This is a genomic window from Elizabethkingia bruuniana, from assembly GCF_002024805.1.
In the GTDB taxonomy this organism is placed as follows: domain Bacteria; phylum Bacteroidota; class Bacteroidia; order Flavobacteriales; family Weeksellaceae; genus Elizabethkingia; species Elizabethkingia bruuniana.
In genome coordinates this window covers 3,480,936-3,496,843 of record NZ_CP014337.1, presented here as the reverse complement: position 1 = coordinate 3,496,843, position 15,908 = coordinate 3,480,936, and the positions used below count along the sequence as shown (strand labels likewise).

Sequence of the window (15,908 nt, the reverse complement as noted above, 5' to 3'; positions counted from 1 at the left end):
CATTAAAAATAATGTATTTCTTTTTTATAGATGTAATACTAAAAAGAGTATACCTGTGCTGAAAATTGTAGAATCGCACGATTATCTACTGGATTCCACATTCCCCATAATCCTAGCGGGATCTTGTAATTGCCTATTGACAAAGGCTTCGATATCATAAGGCTGATTTCGTTGAAACCTGCCCTCTTCGAAAAGAAGTTGTTCTGTTCTCCGGGATTGTTTATTGCAAAGCTATAACCAAGTCTCCCACGTACTTCCAAATCATCCTTTTTGTATACCGGATATTCTGCAAAGACAAAAGTAGAATACTTATTGTGTGTGTTCTCTTTATTTCTGTCCCTGCCGGAGATTACAGTATTCCAGCTTAGGATCAATGGTATACGGTCACTGATTGTATAATAAGATCTGAAATCCATGAAGCGTCCGGTCTCCCTGGCATTGTAATTAAAAAACTCTTTGTTATTGTAGGTTGCATTAGGAGAGAAATTATAAATATCCCATAGCTCTAGTGTCAGATGTTTGTTTTTGTATCCGATATAGTTATTGAATTCTTTGTAATCGCCATTCGCTGTTCCGCCTGCCCAGAATCCCCCATAAAAATTCTTATAATCCAAATGGATATCTCCGGTATATACTAGACCAGAGGCTACTTCTATACCTCTCCACAAGTGGTTATTACGAAGTTGTAATGCGGAGTGTATTTCCTGGCCATATAGTAATATGCTTCCTGTGATCATTGAAAAAATGATCATTAATTTAAATTTATACATAAGTGTGTCAGGGTTTAGTTTTACTGAATAATATCTTTGGGCCTTATACGAGAACCGAAAAGTGCATAGGAAAGCATAAGTAGTTCACATATAACGGTGAGGCTCCATGTCCATCTCCATGAACCAAATATATCAGCCAGACCACCTTGTATTAAGGTAAATACAGCACCTCCAAAAACTGCTGAAATAAATACACCGGAAGCTTTTGATGTGTATTTACCTAAACCTTTTATTGCAAGGGAGAAAATACAACTCCACATTGTGGAATGTAGCAGACCAATAGCTACCAGATACCACAAATTTTGGGTAAGCATAGAGATAATAGCCAATATAGTAGCCAATACGGTTGTTACGGTAAGCTGTGTTTTTGCAGAAATTTTACTGAAGAAGCTGGAAATAGCCCTGCCGACTAAAAAGCCACCCCAGTACAGTGTAGATAGTAAAGCATGTATTCCCAAATCCATTCCGCCGATAATAATATCACTTTTACCAAAAAATGTCATTGGATGTCCGGATTCAGCAAGTTCGAATGCATGCAGATTAATATTAGCGCCTATGGCAACTTCTGTTCCTACATAAAAGAAGATAGCCAGTACACCCAGTGCAAAATGCCTGAAGGACCAGAGACTTCTTTCCAGTTTTTCACCTGTTACAGCACGTGTATTGGCAATGTCCGGAAGATGAAGTTTCTTAGTAATTAAAGTTACAATAAGGACCGATGTTATTAGTATTACTAAAGGCAGTATCAGCTGCCGGATTTCGATATTTGCAATGGACACACCACTGAACATAACAACTGTTACAAAAAATGGCGCTGAAGTAGTACCAATGGAATTGATAGCAGTTAAAATATTTAAACGCTGTACTGGTTGCGTTCCCGGCAGCTCATAAGCCGCAGCATATGGATTGACAACAACCTGTATAATGGCTGCTGATGTCCCCATAAGATATGAGCCAATAACAAAAATTATAAAACCATAAGGCAATGCAGCATTACCAAAATGTATTGCCAGGTGTGGATACTGATAACCAAACCATGAAGAACAGAGATACATACATAAACCAGACATCATAAATAGTAAACCTCTAAGAATGGTATTTTTATAACCATAAGCATTAACCCATTTACTTCCCAGAGTACCGTTGAGCAAATAGCCCAGAAAGAAAAAGAATGAAATGAGAGTTGTAAAAGTATTTTTCAGGCTTCCGGCTTCTGCAAGAAATGTAAACTTTAATGGAGCCTGTAATTGTTCGTTTACTGTGGTAAGAAAACCTACAATAAAATAAATGAAGGTAATAATTGCAAAGGGCAATAGACTATTACGATGTTTAGTTTCCATAATTTTATGAGCTTATCTTAGGTTGAACAATAATGGATTGTAGCACAGGTTTGATCCCTTCGTTTTTGATCCTTTCTGTAAAGGATATATATGGTGTGGTAAAAATGTTTACAGTATCAAGGTTGATACTTCTGAATGCAGAAATATTCAAAAAGTCAAGAAGATTATCGCTGGAGATGAGTTCCTGATCTTCCGGAGTGATCCAGGGTTCTGCGATTTCATAAGATAAACCATTGTCGTCTACTTTGTACTTCAGGTAATGCCTGTAAGCTGCGATAAGAAAAGCTATTCGGGAAAGATCCTGTTTGCTATTAATCATTTTAATTAGATTAGGCATTATATAAACGGGGAATTTTGAGATGCCATCAGAGCATAATCTGCTGATCTGATCACTTACAGAACTATTGGCAAATCTTTCGATTAAAGTTTGTTTATATTCGTCCAGATCTACACCTTCCGGAGCCGGAACATGAGGCGTAATATCAATATCCATAAAACTGCGGATAAAGCTTACAATATCTTTGTCATGTATGGCTTCGTCTACTTTGCGGTATCCGGCTAAAAATGAAGGATAGGATAGCAGGGTATGAGAGGCATTAAGCAAACTCAACTTCATATTTTCGTAAGCTGTTACATCTTTTGTAAAAGTAACACCAACTCTTTCCCAAGCAGGCCTTCCGGCAATGAAGTTGTCTTCTATAACCCACTGAACAAAATCCTCACAATATACAGGGGCTTTGTCGGTGATACCGCTTTTTTCGTTCAGTCTTTTTATATCTTCTGGAGTAGTTACTGGAGTTATTCTGTCGACCATGCTATTCGGGAATGTTACATTTTCCTGGACCCATTCTGTCAAATCTTCATCCAAGGCGGCAATAAATGTGGTAAATGCATTTCGGGCAGTATTACCATTATGCTGAAGGTTATCACAGGATAGAATGGTAATGCTACCATTACCCTTAATTTTTCGCAGACGAAGACCTTCGGCAATGAAACCGAAAACAGTAGTCGGAAATTCAGGATTCTTCAGGTCGTGTTGTATACTTTCATTATTCAGTATAAACTCGTTTGTCGCTTTATCCAGATTATAGCCACCTTCAGTGATTGTTAGTGTAATGATTCTGGTGTTGCTGTCAGCTATTTTATTTAGTAAATCCTGTGGAGCTTCTACTGCCCAGATGAGGTCGTTTATAGCCCCGATTTTATAAACTTCGTCTTTGTCATCTCTTCCGCATACTGTTAAAGTATACTCCAGATCTTGTGATTTTAGATTATTGACGATTTTTTCATCAGAAGGTAATAAACAGGCACCACATATCCCCCAGGAATATTGGTCTTCATCCTTTAGCAGCTGATTTGTATAGAATGCCTGATGGGCACGATGAAAGTTGCCAACGCCGATATGTAAAATACCTGTTTGGATAGCTTTACGGTTGTAATAATAATCTGATACTTTCATAATTACATTGATTTTTTTAACTTAAGTATCTCAAGTTTAGGACAATAAGTTTGTTGCTAAATCATTTGTACTTAAAAAAAGTATATGGGAACGTTCCCAAAATTCAGGGAACGTTCCCGGGAATAATTGTTTTTATTATTTTTGATTAAAATGTAATCATCAGCTTATGAAACGTATCACCATTAAAGACTTGTCTAAACACCTTTCGATATCTAAATCCACGATATCCAGAGCTTTAATGAATGATAAGAACGTTCATCCGGAAACGAGAGAAAAGATATTGGCAGCAGCTCAGGAATTAGGATATAAGCCCAATCCTGCAGCACTTAACCTTAGATATGGACAATCTAAAAGTATTGGTTTTGTTGTTCCGGAGATGACAACCCCTTTTTCTTCAAAAGTGCTTCGCGGTATTCAGAATATTTTATATCCGTTGGGGTATAGGGTAATTATTACACAGTCAGATGAAAATCCTTTAATCGAAAGAAAAAATCTTCTTTTATTGGAAGAGTTTAATGTGGATGGGATTATTATTAATCCGTGTCATGAAAATTATAATAAAGATATATACCAGCAAATCATAGAAAGGGGAACTCCTGTGGTCTTTTTTGACAGGATTCCGGATAATTCTCTGGATGCTTCTAAAGTAATGGTAAACGACCAGCTTAAAGCTTCTTTGATGACAGAACACTTAGTAAGTACCGGGAGAAAAAGAATTGTTCATATTACTGGTCCAGACACTATACGGAATGCTGTTGAAAGAATTTCCGGCTATAAACGGATCCTGACAAAGTATAATATTTATGATCCGGAATTACTCATAAAACCTGAAGGAATGATGTTTGAGCATGGGCGGAATGCAGCCAAACAATTGTTGGATAGAGAAATTGAATTTGACAGTATTTTTGCTTTTACTGATACATTGGCTATTGGGGCGATGAACTATCTGTTGGAACAGGGGATGAAGATTCCGGATGATGTTGCTGTTGCCAGTTTCTCGGGAACAGAACTAGCAACAATTGTATATCCACAGTTAACCAGTGTGGAGCAGCCACTAACAGAAATGGGAGAGGAGGCAGCAGGATTAATTCTGGAAAGAATAAAAGATAATTCAGCATTAAGCAGAACTGTAATGATGGATGCCGAATTAGTTTACAGAGCTTCAACAGGTAAATAAAAAAACTCACAAGTCAAACTTATGAGTTTTTTTATTCTTTTCATAGGTATTAATACCCTAAAGCTTTTCTTGTTTTGTCTAGTGTTGTACGGGCAATAACTCTTGCTTTTGCAGCACCTTGTTGCAGCTTTTCTTCCAGTTCATCCAGGTGGGACATATAGTAACTGAAAAGTTCTCTTTCTTTTGCAAAACGTTCCAGAATTAGATTTAGAAGTTCTGTTTTAGCATGTCCATATCCATAATTTCCGGCAAGATATTTCTCGCGTAGAGCTTCGGTTTGTTCCGGAGTAGCAATAAGAGCATAGATTGTAAATGTCTTATCCGTTTCAGGATCTTTTGGTTCTTCAAGACTTTTGCTATCCGATTCAATAGACATAACCTGTTTTTTTAGCTCTTTTTCTGGCAGGAAGATATTGATGATGTTTCCTCTGGACTTACTCATCTTGTGACCATCGGTTCCGGGAACATACTTGGTACTTTCCTGAATTTCTGCGCCAGGTAGTACAAATACTTCTCCCATTTGTCTGTTGAACTTCTCTGCAACGTCTCTTGTAATTTCAAGATGTTGTAACTGATCTTTACCTACTGGTACAACTTCGGCATCATATAATAATATATCTGCAGCCATCAGAATAGGGTAGTTGAATAGTCCCGCATTTACATCCTGAAGTCTGTCTGCTTTATCTTTAAAAGAGTGAGCTAATGTTAATCTTTGGAAAGGGAAAAAGCAATCCAGGTACCATGTCAATTCACATGTTTCAGGAATATCACTTTGTCTGTAAAAGATTGTTTTTTCAGTATCTAAACCACAAGCAAGCCACGCAGCTGCAATCTCGTAAGTGTTTTGTCTTAGCTGTGCTGCATCTTTTATCTGCGTTAATGTGTGCAAATTGGCGATGAAAAATAACGAATCATTTTCGGGTTTTTTTGCCAATTCGATAGCAGGAATAATGGCTCCTAAAAGGTTTCCCAAATGGGGCGTTCCTGTTGCTTGTATTCCGGTTAGAATTCTCATATATTTATATTATAAATTAAGATTTATATCTCTTGATATGCAAATTTACAGGGTTTTAGTGCGATAAGAAAATTTATTTGCTACTTTATTTCCTGATAAATAGTGGTAAGAAACATCCCGTAAGATTTTTCCAATCGTATAATGTCTCCGGATTTCAGGTTAATTCCTGCCTGTCCGTATGGATTAGACTTCACTTTGAAACCTGAGACCTGAAAGTAATTAGTATTTTCATTATCCGAAGCCGTAAGCTTTATAGACGATCCCAGGAACTTTAATGTAGAAATGGTATAGATCTCTCCGGGATTTAATTTGATCTTTTTAAAAGAACGTTCCGGAATTGTAATTTTCTCCTGGTTTACACCGATCTTTTGAGAAGTTGTCGGACTGCCGATAAGGAAAGCAATGTTGTTTTCTTCTTTCTCTGCAGATTCAGAAGGCACGTAATAAACACTCAGGAAATAATGGTTCGGATCAAAAGGTTCCAATTTTCCGTCTATAGTTTCAATAGGTCTTAGCTTAAATGCATTAGCCCCCATTTTCTTTGCTCTGGAATAGATATTACTAAACATCAATGCATCATCATTGCTAAAGCCTCCTATTTCAATTTCGCCCAGATATTCTGCCTTGCTGATATCTTCAATTTTATAAAGATGTTTGTCTTTATTTTCATGAATGTTAGCCATCTTGGAAATGGTAACTGATTGTGCTCCTATAATTGTAAAAGAGAGGATAGAAAATATAAAAAGAAACTGCTTCATAATTATTTCTGTAAAATATTAATACACTCTTCCAGACTGTTTTCCCAGTACTCCGGAGTTATTTTATAATCCTGTTCTATTTTGTCTAAACACATTGTACTTCTTTCCGGTCTTTTTGCAGGTGTTGGATATTCCGCAGTGGTCAAAGGTTTTAATCGGATAGAAGAGCCTGATAATTCAGCAATTTTAGCAGCGAAATCATACCATGTGGTTTCACCGTAGTTGGAGAAGTGGTAAATGCCGAAAATTTTCTTTGGAGTACTTATGATTGTCATAATAGCTTCTGCAAGGTCAGCAGCATTAGTTGGCTGTCCGTACTGATCTGCAACAATCCCCAACTCTTCTTTAGTACCGAAAAGGTTAAGCATTGTCTTTACAAAGTTCTTATTAAATTCTGAGTACAACCATGAAGTACGAAGAATAATGGTATTAGGGTTAGCTTCCAATGCCAGAATTTCACCTTCTCTTTTGGAGTTTCCATACACCCCGATAGGATCAGTAAAGTCATCTTCTGTATAGGCAAGATTAGTTAGACCATCGAATACATAATCTGTTGATACATGTATAAAGATAGCATTGTTTTCTGCTGATACTTTTGCCAGATTTTCTACACCATAGGCGTTAACTGCATATGCCTTTTCTTTTTCAGTTTCGGCAAGGTCAACAGCTGTATACGCAGAAGCGTTGATACAATATTGTGGCTGAAAATCTTCAAAGACTTTTTTTACAGAACCTTCATTTGTTATATCTAATTCGGAAGATGAGGTGAACAAGAATTCGTAATCAGAATATTGTTCCTCTAATTTTTTTAGACAGTTTCCAAGCTGGCCGTTCCCGCCTGTTACTAAGATTTTCTCCATTGTTTATTTTCTTTTCTTAAAGATTCTGTTCTTTGTTCGAAGTGTTGTTCAGGAATTTCTACCCAAAAGTCTTTGAAAAACTCCATTAGTTCCGGAGAGTGGGGTACAGATCTCCTTTCCTTCATGCTAAAGTAAATAGCAGTTGTCCATAGTACAGCATGTATAGCTTCATTTTTTTCATCTCTCATCAAAATTTCCACTACAGAAGTTCTTTCTCCCAGTTTTATAATTTTGCTGCTGATGTTTACAAGTGTATTAGGACGTACTTCTTTTAAATATGCGATCTGATTCTGGATAGCTACCCATGTACAGCCTGTAAGGCGGATATGCTCTTCGTAAGTGAAGCCATAAGTTTCTACCACGTGATCTTCACGGGCATTAAGCATATAATCAAGATATTTTACATTATTAAGATGGCCTATAGGGTCACAATCGTTAAAGCGTATTTTGGTTTGTGTAGTTGTTTCTCCTTTCATAAATTTTTATCAGTTACAAAAATAAAAAAACCACCGCAAAGGGTGGTTTTATTTATGATACTTTAAGAGCTTATTAAAGACCTAATTGCTTTTTGATATCAGCAGTTACATCTGCACCTCCTTTGTATACTAAACCTTGACCGTTAGCATCAAATACATATTCTAAACCTTTAGCTTTAGCCACAGCGGTAATAGCATCGTTAAGTTTTTTATCGATTGGAGCATAAAGAGCTTCTTGCTTATCAGCAACGTCTTTTTGTGCAGCCTGGTTCATTTTCTGAAGATTTTCTCCTTCTTTTTGCAATTCAGCTTGTCTTTGCTGATTTACTTGTGCTGTTTGTTTTGCAGCTTCTTGTTGGTAACCTTGTGCTTTTGTTTCTAAAGCTTGTTGTAATTTACCAAGCTCAGCTTGCTTCATTTTTCCAAGAGCTTCAAGTTGTTCGTTAGCCTTTTTCATTTCCGGCATTGCTGTAAGAATTCCAGCAATATCAGCGTGAGCTAATTTCTGAGCTTTGATAACAGTGAAAGACACCATCATTAATACCGCTGCGAATAATACGCTTAATCTTTTCATAGTATAATCTAAAATTTAATTTGTTTTTAATTTAATTCCTTGTTTTTTATCAAAAACTATACCTAAATAGTTTTACAGTTGTTGGTTCATTAAGAAGTGAGTCTTCCATCCGTTTGGCTGAGTTCCTCCGATTGTTTTATCGAATCCGTAAGCAAAGTCAAATCCAATAAGACCAAACGCTCCCATATAAACTCTGATACCTATACCGGCAGATCTCTTCAGCTGGAATGGGTTATAACTACCCCATCCTTGCCATGTATTACCCCCTTCCAGGAAGGTTAATGCATAAATCTTCGCTGTTTGTGACATAGAGATTGGGTATCTTAACTCGAAGTTAATACGGTTATAGATTGTACCCCCTCCATATGGTGTAATATCCTGGTTAGTACCTCCGGTAGAAGATGCATCTTCATAACCTCGAAGTGGAATAAGTTCACGTCCGTCGAAACGTCCGTTAAATAGTCCTACACCACCCATATAGAATCTTTCGAATGGTGGAGCTCCCAATTGTTTGTTATAACCATCCAGGAATCCCATTTCGATAGAACTTCTTAGCACTAATTTACCAATAATCTGGTTATAAGAGTCAGCTTTTAGTTTAATTTTATAGAATTCCAACCATCTGTACTTGCTAATGGCTGACATATTGTTGTAATCTTTCTTAGCGAATAAAGAATATGGCGGCGTAAGCTTCGCTGAAATCTCAAAGTCAGAACCAGACGTTTTAAAGAATGGATCCGGACCTGCTGCATTTCTGGAGATACCTATGTTAACAGCAAAGTTGTTCGCTTCCCCATTATATAGAGTTTCAGTACCAAACTGGAACGGATAATTGTTAAACTCATATCGCTGGTATGATAAACCAGTGTATAAAGAGAAGTAGTCATCCGGCCAACGAAGTAATCTGTTCAGACCTGCGTTAGCAGAGAATATATTCAACTTCTGAGCAGCACCATATTGGTCCGTATATTTAACTCTGGAATAGTTGAAACCAACTGATAATGCTGTAGGTTTTGTACCAAATAACCAAGGTTCAGTAAAGGAAATGCTATAGTTCTGGAAGTACTGACCTGCCTGTGCCTGTAATGAAAGGATTTGTCCGTCACCTTGAGGAACTGGTCTGAAGTCTTTCAATCTCAAGAAGTTTTTCAAAGAGAAGTTGTTGAATGTAAGACCTAAGGTTCCGATGAAAGAGTTACCACCATAACCTGCCTGAACCTGAACCTGAGAAGATCCTTTCTCTACTACAGTCCAGTGAATATCTGCTGTATTGTCTACTGCATTAGGTTTAATATCCTGTCCGATTTGCTGAGGGTCGAAGTAAGACATCCCCGCAAGGTCGAAATAGGTTCTTTTAATATTTGCCTTAGAGAATAAATCTCCAGGACGTGTTCTTAATGATCTTAAGATAACATGGTCATGTGTAGTAACGTTTCCGCCCCATGTTACACGATTCCATGTTGCTTTTGTACCCTCGTGGATACGAACCTCCATACTGATGGTATCGTTCTTAATAGATTTCTCTACTGCGTTTACATTAGAGAAAAGGTAACCACTATCCATATAAGATGAAGCGATATCAGAATTATCTTCTTTACCACCTTCTTCACCTACTTTTTTCTTGAAACCTACGGAATCGTAAATATCACCTTTTTTGTAACCAAGAAGTTTTGTCAAAGCTTCAGTAGAGAATACCGTATTTCCTACGAATGTAATATCTCCGATATAGTATTTTTTACCTTCATCTACTTTTACTTTGATGTTGTATCCTTTATTATTACGTGTAACAGAATCGGATACGACTCTCATATCTCTAAACCCTAAAGAGTTGTAGTAGTCTACAAGAGTTTTCTTATCTTCATCATATTTATCTTTGATGAATTTTGAAGGCTTAAGCAAACCAAGAAGGAATCTTTTTTGCTTCGTATTTTTAAAACCGTTTTTACGAAGTTTAGATGCAGAAACACTGCTGTTTCCTTCAAAATCTATACGGTCTATCTTAACACGTTTTCCTTTATCTACATTAATGGTCCAGTCGATAAGGCTAGGATCTTTTGCATTGATTTTATCTTCAATGGTAATCTTAGCATCCGGGAATCCTTTTGTAATGTATTGCTGAGGTACATTATGTTTTAGATTTGTAACCAGGTTCTCGGTAATTTTCATACCAGGCTTCAGGTTATTATCCTTAATAAGTTTTTCGTTTTTAGATTTCTTGATCCCCTTTCCGGTAAATTTTACTTCACCAAGCTCCTTTAAATCCTGAAGAGAGAATTTTAAGACAATGTTTTGCCCTTCAATGCTCTGTACGTATACTTCGACCTCTGAAAAATATTGGCTATCCCAAAGTTTTTTGATAGCTGTACTCAGTCTTTGTCCGGGAATTTCAACAGATTCACCTTTTACAAGACCTGTAAAGCGTAAAATTTGCTCAGGTGTGTATTTTTTAACACCATCTACTACAATATCTTTCAGAACATAAGTGCCCTCATGCTGAGCAACTGCTTCACTGTCCTGCGTTGTTTGCGGAGGCGTCACCTGCCCATAAAAATGAGCAGAAGCAATGAAAAGGAATATCGGTAACGATCTAAACTTCATTTTTAATGTATCTTTTCTTATATATACTCTAAGCTTTATCAGCTTCTATTTGTTCACTAGTTTTTCCATATCTGCGCTCCTTATCCTGATAGTTAAGAATACAGTTGAAGAAATCATCCTTGGTAAAGTCTGGCCAGAAAATATCCAGGAATTGTAATTCCGCATAAGCAATCTGCCATAACAAGAAATTACTAATACGAATTTCTCCGCTCGTTCTTATCATAAGATCCACAGGAGGCATATCCTTTGTATAAAGATGGCTTTCGAATAATTGGTTATTGATGTCTTCAGGATTTATCTTTCCGTCTTTAGCATCTTTGGCAATAGATTTTACAGCATGAATAATTTCATCCTGAGATCCATAATTTAATGCCAATACCAAAGTTCCGCCTTTGTTGTTTTCGGTTAGATTCATTACATTTTGTAATTGTTCCCTTACCATTTCCGGCATTTTGGAAACATCACCAATTACTTTCAGGCGTAATCCTTTTGTGTATATCTCATCCGCTTCATTTAATAATGTTTCCGAAAGAAGAGACATCAGGGTAGATACTTCATCTTCCGGGCGGTTCCAGTTTTCTGTGGAAAAGGTATATAGCGTTAAATAAGGAATGTGAATTTCATTACAGGCATTGATGGCATTGCGTACAGATTGTATTGCACTGCGGTGTCCATAAGTCCTTTCCTCACCACGAGATTTAGCCCAACGACCATTACCATCCATAATAATGGCAACGTGTTTCGGCAGTTTTGTCATATCAATTTTCGACTTCAATTCTTCCATAACATTAATTGCGGTAGTCCTGTGGCTTTTGTATTGAGCGAATAACAGAATACTTTAGACTATTATAACCGGAAAATTGCGGCAGCAAAATTCTACCCGTTCCGGTAAGAGAACTGATAAAGGATAAAATAGAATATTGTAGTTGCTTCATTCTGTTATTTACTATTCCGTAGAATAATTATTTATAATATCAATGGTGCAAATATAAAACAAATTTATATTAGGAATATTCATAATGTTTAGTTAAATAATCCATTAATTTTCAGCAATTATTAACGTATTTTTAGAAAAAAAGCTTTTTCCAAGTAGAACATATTTTCCTTATATAACTTTGGCCTATTCTTCAAATCTTAGTAGCCTGTTATTAAGATGTCCGGCCTTGGCATTTTCAAAGTCAGATTTTGCGCAAGGCAGACATTCTGCAATATTTGGGCTCTTTCCAAAATACCATAGATTACTAAAGGTATCGCGTTTAAAAGCAACCTCATGATCGCCGATCATAATCCAGAATGTTTCGTATTCTCTTTCTTTAGGATGGCTCCTCTGAATATTAATTCCCTCCAAAAGGTACCATATCATTTGAGCCAATAGTTGTTGGTTCAGATAATTTTTAGAAGATGTTTGATAATTGAAGATACCTATGGACTTGAGGTTTTCAGACAAACCTGCTTCTTTCATATAGGCACAAATCTCTCTTCTGTTTAATCCGTTAACCTGTGGCTGGACTGAAAAAGGCTCAGCAATACTTTCTACAGCATTACAACTAATCGTAACCAGATCCGCTTTTCGGAAGTATGGTTCAATAGGTTCTGTAGAATTCATCATCTCCGCAAGTCTGATAATGTCAAAGTTTACTTCATTCATCAGCTTCACAGCATCATATTCATTAGAGTGCTTCTGGAAGCCAAGGTGATGATACTTTCCTACAGGATTAGTTTCGGAGCTAAGAATCTTAGCCAAGAAATTCTTTTCTGTTAAGGTTTCATCAGAGTGGTCCAGACTAAGCATATTATTAATCTGTACATAAGTCAGATTTTTATAAATATGGTTAATGGCTGAGAATATTGAGTAAGATATATCATTAGAACCTCCTATAACAATTGGAAGAACATGCTTGCGTAAACAATAGGTAAGGAGTTCCTGTAATGCAAAATGAGTGTTTTCAGGAGTTTTACCGGAAATAAAATCTCCAAGATCCGCAATAGGAACTTCCCAATCATGTCGGGATAGTTGGTATAATTGTTTTCTTACCTCTGTGAAGTTTTTCGGAGTTGCTGTTCCGCCAGCGCCTCTTTCATCAGAACAGAAAATAAGAGCAATACCTCCTTCTTTGATTTCTGGTTTTATCATTGCTCCTAATTGCCACTTTTCAGTAGGGATATTAGGAGCAGGAATAAGAAGATCTTCAATATTCATGACTAACCTTATTTTTTAGAAGGTTTTTTAGCAGCAGCTTTCTTGGCAGGTGCTTTTTTTGCTTTTGGTTTTTCTTTAAAAGCAGTTTCATCCTGAGCAATGATCCATTTCTTTACTTCATCGAAGGAAATATCCTGCAAATCTTCAGCAGTATATTTTTCTCCTTTTCCTTTCAATGGGATTTTTAGCATTTTCTTTCCAAAACGAATGAAAGGTCCCCATCTTCCGTTTTCAAGAGAAACCTTCTGGTCCTCCCATTGCTGAATATATCTGTTCGCTTCTTTTTCCAGTTTGGCATCAATTAGTTCGTTGATGTCACTTTGAGAAAGATTATTAAAATCATATTTCTTCGGAACATTTACAAAGATGTCCTTATATTTTATGAAAGGTCCGAATCTTCCGGTTCCTTTTGTTACTGGTTCTCCTTTGTAAGTTGCGATAGGAGCATCAGCTCTCTTCTTTTCCTCTATAATCTCGATAGCTCTGTCATTATCTACAGACAGGGGGTCTTCGGTTTTAGGAATGCTGATATAAGCTTCTCCCCATTTGATATAAGGTCCAAAACGTCCAACACCCACCACAACTTCTTTACCTTCGTAGTCGTTAAGATTAAAAGGTATTTTGAAAAGCTCCATTGCTTCCTCAAAAGTAATTGTAGTGATATTCTGATTCGGCATCAGAGAAGCAAAGATTGGTTTCTCTTCATCATCTGTCTCTCCGATTTGGATCATAGCACCAAATCTTCCGATTCTTGCATGTACATTTTTGCCCGTTTTAGGATCTACTCCCAGCACACGGTCACCGTTTGCTCTGTCAGCATTTTCTTCTACATCAGCAATTCTTGGGTGGAATTTTCCATAGAATTCAGTCATTACATCTTTCCATGCTCTGTTTCCTTCCGCAATAATATCGAAAGCTTCCTCAACGCGAGCTGTAAATCCGTAATCAAGAACTTCGTTGAAGTTATTAACAAGGAAGTCATTAACAACAACGCCTATATCAGTTGGTAAAAATTTGTTCTTATCAGCACCATACTTTTCTGTAAGTGTTTCTTTTTTCAGAGAAGAAGTTAAAGTAAGCTGAACGATTTCACGTTCCTTAGCCATAATTTCTCTCTTGTCCACATATTCACGATTCTGAATCGTCTGGATAGTTGGAGCATAAGTAGAAGGTCTTCCGATTCCCAGTTCTTCCAGTTTTCTTACCAGCGATGCTTCTGTAAATCTTGCAGGAGCTTTTGTGTATTTCTCGGTAGCAATGATTTTTTTGTATTTAAGAGCCTCACCAATATTCACTTTTGGCAGAAGTTTATCGTCGTTCTCATCATCTTCCTCATCATTTTTAGTAATACCATATACTTTTAAGAAACCATCGAAAATAATCACTTCACCAGTTGCTTCAAAATGTTGCGGAAGTTTCTGGTTTCCTATTTCAATTACTGTTTTCTCAATTTTAGCATTGGCCATCTGACTTGCCATTGCTCTTTTATATATCAGTTGGTATAATTTGTTAAGCTGTGCATCTCCTACTGCTTTTACACCAAAATCGGTAGGACGAATTGCTTCGTGTGCTTCCTGGGCAGATGCGTTCTTAGTAGTATAGTTTCTCGGTGCAGAATATTCCTCACCGAATTCTTTTGTAATAGTTGCTTTTGCCGAATTAATAGCCTCCTGAGAAAGGTTAACGCTGTCCGTTCTCATATAGGTAATGTAACCTTCTTCGTACAGACGTTGCGCAACGCGCATCGTAGAAGTTACGGAATATCCTAATCTGTTTGAAGCTTCCTGCTGTAGAGTAGAAGTGGTAAACGGAGCTGAAGCAGAACGTTGCCCCGGTTTTTTTTCTACATTTAAAACTTTGAAGTCCGCAGTACTGCATTGGTTAAGGAAAGACTCAGCTTCTTGTTCTGTAGAGAAGTCCTTTTTTAGTTTTGCTAAAATTTCTTTCTTCTCATCATTAAGAAAAGTTCCTTCTACTTTATAAGAAGCCTGAGACTGGAATCCGTGGATTTCTTTTTCCCTTTCAACAACAAGACGTACGGCTACCGACTGTACACGTCCTGCAGAAAGGCCTGGTTTTACTTTTTTCCATAAAACAGGAGACATTTCAAAACCTACAATTCTATCCAGTACTCTTCTTGCCTGTTGAGCATTGACAAGATTATTGTCTATTTTTCTCGGATTCTCTATAGCTTTAAGAATTGCATTCTTAGTAATCTCATGAAATACAATTCTTTTAGTTTTATCTTCTTTTAATTTTAATTCCTCCGCCAGATGCCATGCAATAGCTTCCCCCTCGCGGTCTTCATCGGAAGCCAGCCATACCATATCGGCTTTTTTTGCTAAAGACTTAAGCTCTGTAACGAGCTTCTTCTTATCCGGAGAAACTTCGTAATCAGGAGTAAATGTTTCAAGGTTAATACCCATGCCTTTTTTAGGAAGATCACGGATGTGTCCCATACTAGAGGTTACTTCAAAGTCATTACCAAGATACTTCTGTATCGTCTTAGCCTTCGCAGGGGACTCCACAATTACGAGATTTTTCGACATAGAAAATTTTTTGCAAAATTAGGATTTATTTTGAAAATCAAATTTTTCTTTATCATTCAAATTTTCTATTTAGACAACAAGCTGTGTTATTGCCTATTCCTAAAAAGAAGAATGCTTAATATTTAAAAGCTT

At 36.9% G+C, this 15,908-nt stretch carries 13 protein-coding genes; 1 reads left to right on the top strand and 12 read right to left on the bottom strand.

Annotation, left to right across the window (positions count from 1 at the left end; genetic code table 11):
• Positions 1-38: 38 nt before the first annotated feature.
• From AYC65_RS16310 to AYC65_RS16300, 3 genes are read right to left on the bottom strand one after another with little or no spacing between them, the layout of a single operon-like run.
• Entirely contained in the window at positions 39-752 is a 714-nt protein-coding gene (locus AYC65_RS16310; RefSeq protein WP_234300354.1) for a hypothetical protein, read from the bottom strand.
• A gap of 38 nt (positions 753-790) precedes the next feature.
• Entirely contained in the window at positions 791-2,110 is a 1,320-nt protein-coding gene (locus tag AYC65_RS16305; RefSeq protein ID WP_034869960.1) for an MFS transporter, read from the bottom strand.
• 4 nt (positions 2,111-2,114) lie between these two features.
• A complete protein-coding gene (locus tag AYC65_RS16300) occupies positions 2,115-3,569 on the bottom strand; it encodes a mannitol dehydrogenase family protein (protein ID WP_034869961.1) in 1,455 nt (484 codons plus the stop codon).
• A gap of 166 nt (positions 3,570-3,735) precedes the next feature.
• On the opposite strand from AYC65_RS16300, the gene AYC65_RS16295 reads away from it, so the two are divergent.
• The gene (locus tag AYC65_RS16295; RefSeq protein WP_034869962.1) at positions 3,736-4,746 is read left to right on the top strand and encodes a LacI family DNA-binding transcriptional regulator; all 1,011 of its coding nucleotides are present in this window, start codon (positions 3,736-3,738) and stop codon (positions 4,744-4,746) included.
• A gap of 49 nt (positions 4,747-4,795) precedes the next feature.
• On the opposite strand, the gene trpS is transcribed toward AYC65_RS16295, so the two are convergent.
• The 9 genes from trpS to topA all read right to left on the bottom strand — a co-directional run bounded on the left by trpS (position 4,796) and on the right by topA (position 15,776).
• Positions 4,796-5,761: a tryptophan--tRNA ligase gene (gene trpS, locus AYC65_RS16290; RefSeq protein WP_034869964.1), complete on the bottom strand. Its 966-nt coding sequence runs from the start codon at positions 5,759-5,761 to the stop codon at positions 4,796-4,798.
• A gap of 80 nt (positions 5,762-5,841) precedes the next feature.
• Positions 5,842-6,519: a hypothetical protein gene (locus AYC65_RS16285; RefSeq protein ID WP_034869965.1), complete on the bottom strand. Its 678-nt coding sequence runs from the start codon at positions 6,517-6,519 to the stop codon at positions 5,842-5,844.
• A 2-nt stretch (positions 6,520-6,521) separates the two neighbouring features.
• Entirely contained in the window at positions 6,522-7,379 is an 858-nt protein-coding gene (rfbD, locus tag AYC65_RS16280; protein WP_034869966.1) for a dTDP-4-dehydrorhamnose reductase, read from the bottom strand.
• Entirely contained in the window at positions 7,364-7,855 is a 492-nt protein-coding gene (locus AYC65_RS16275; RefSeq protein ID WP_034869967.1) for an acyl-CoA thioesterase, read from the bottom strand. The genes rfbD and AYC65_RS16275 overlap by 16 nt, the downstream gene beginning before the upstream one ends.
• A gap of 73 nt (positions 7,856-7,928) precedes the next feature.
• Positions 7,929-8,429, bottom strand: coding sequence for an OmpH/Skp family outer membrane protein (locus tag AYC65_RS16270; RefSeq protein WP_034869968.1), 501 nt, complete (start codon positions 8,427-8,429; stop codon positions 7,929-7,931).
• 72 nt (positions 8,430-8,501) lie between these two features.
• On the bottom strand, positions 8,502-11,027 hold the full coding sequence (locus AYC65_RS16265) for a BamA/OMP85 family outer membrane protein (protein ID WP_034869969.1): 2,526 nt from the start codon (positions 11,025-11,027) through the stop codon (positions 8,502-8,504).
• Positions 11,028-11,055: 28 nt separating this feature from the next.
• Positions 11,056-11,811 (bottom strand): isoprenyl transferase, encoded by a 756-nt coding sequence (locus AYC65_RS16260; RefSeq protein ID WP_034869970.1) that lies wholly within the window; start codon positions 11,809-11,811, stop codon positions 11,056-11,058.
• A gap of 336 nt (positions 11,812-12,147) precedes the next feature.
• Positions 12,148-13,227: a formimidoylglutamase gene (locus AYC65_RS16255; RefSeq protein ID WP_034869971.1), complete on the bottom strand. Its 1,080-nt coding sequence runs from the start codon at positions 13,225-13,227 to the stop codon at positions 12,148-12,150.
• 8 nt (positions 13,228-13,235) lie between these two features.
• A complete protein-coding gene (topA, locus tag AYC65_RS16250) occupies positions 13,236-15,776 on the bottom strand; it encodes a type I DNA topoisomerase (protein ID WP_034869972.1) in 2,541 nt (846 codons plus the stop codon).
• Positions 15,777-15,908: the final 132 nt, after the last annotated feature.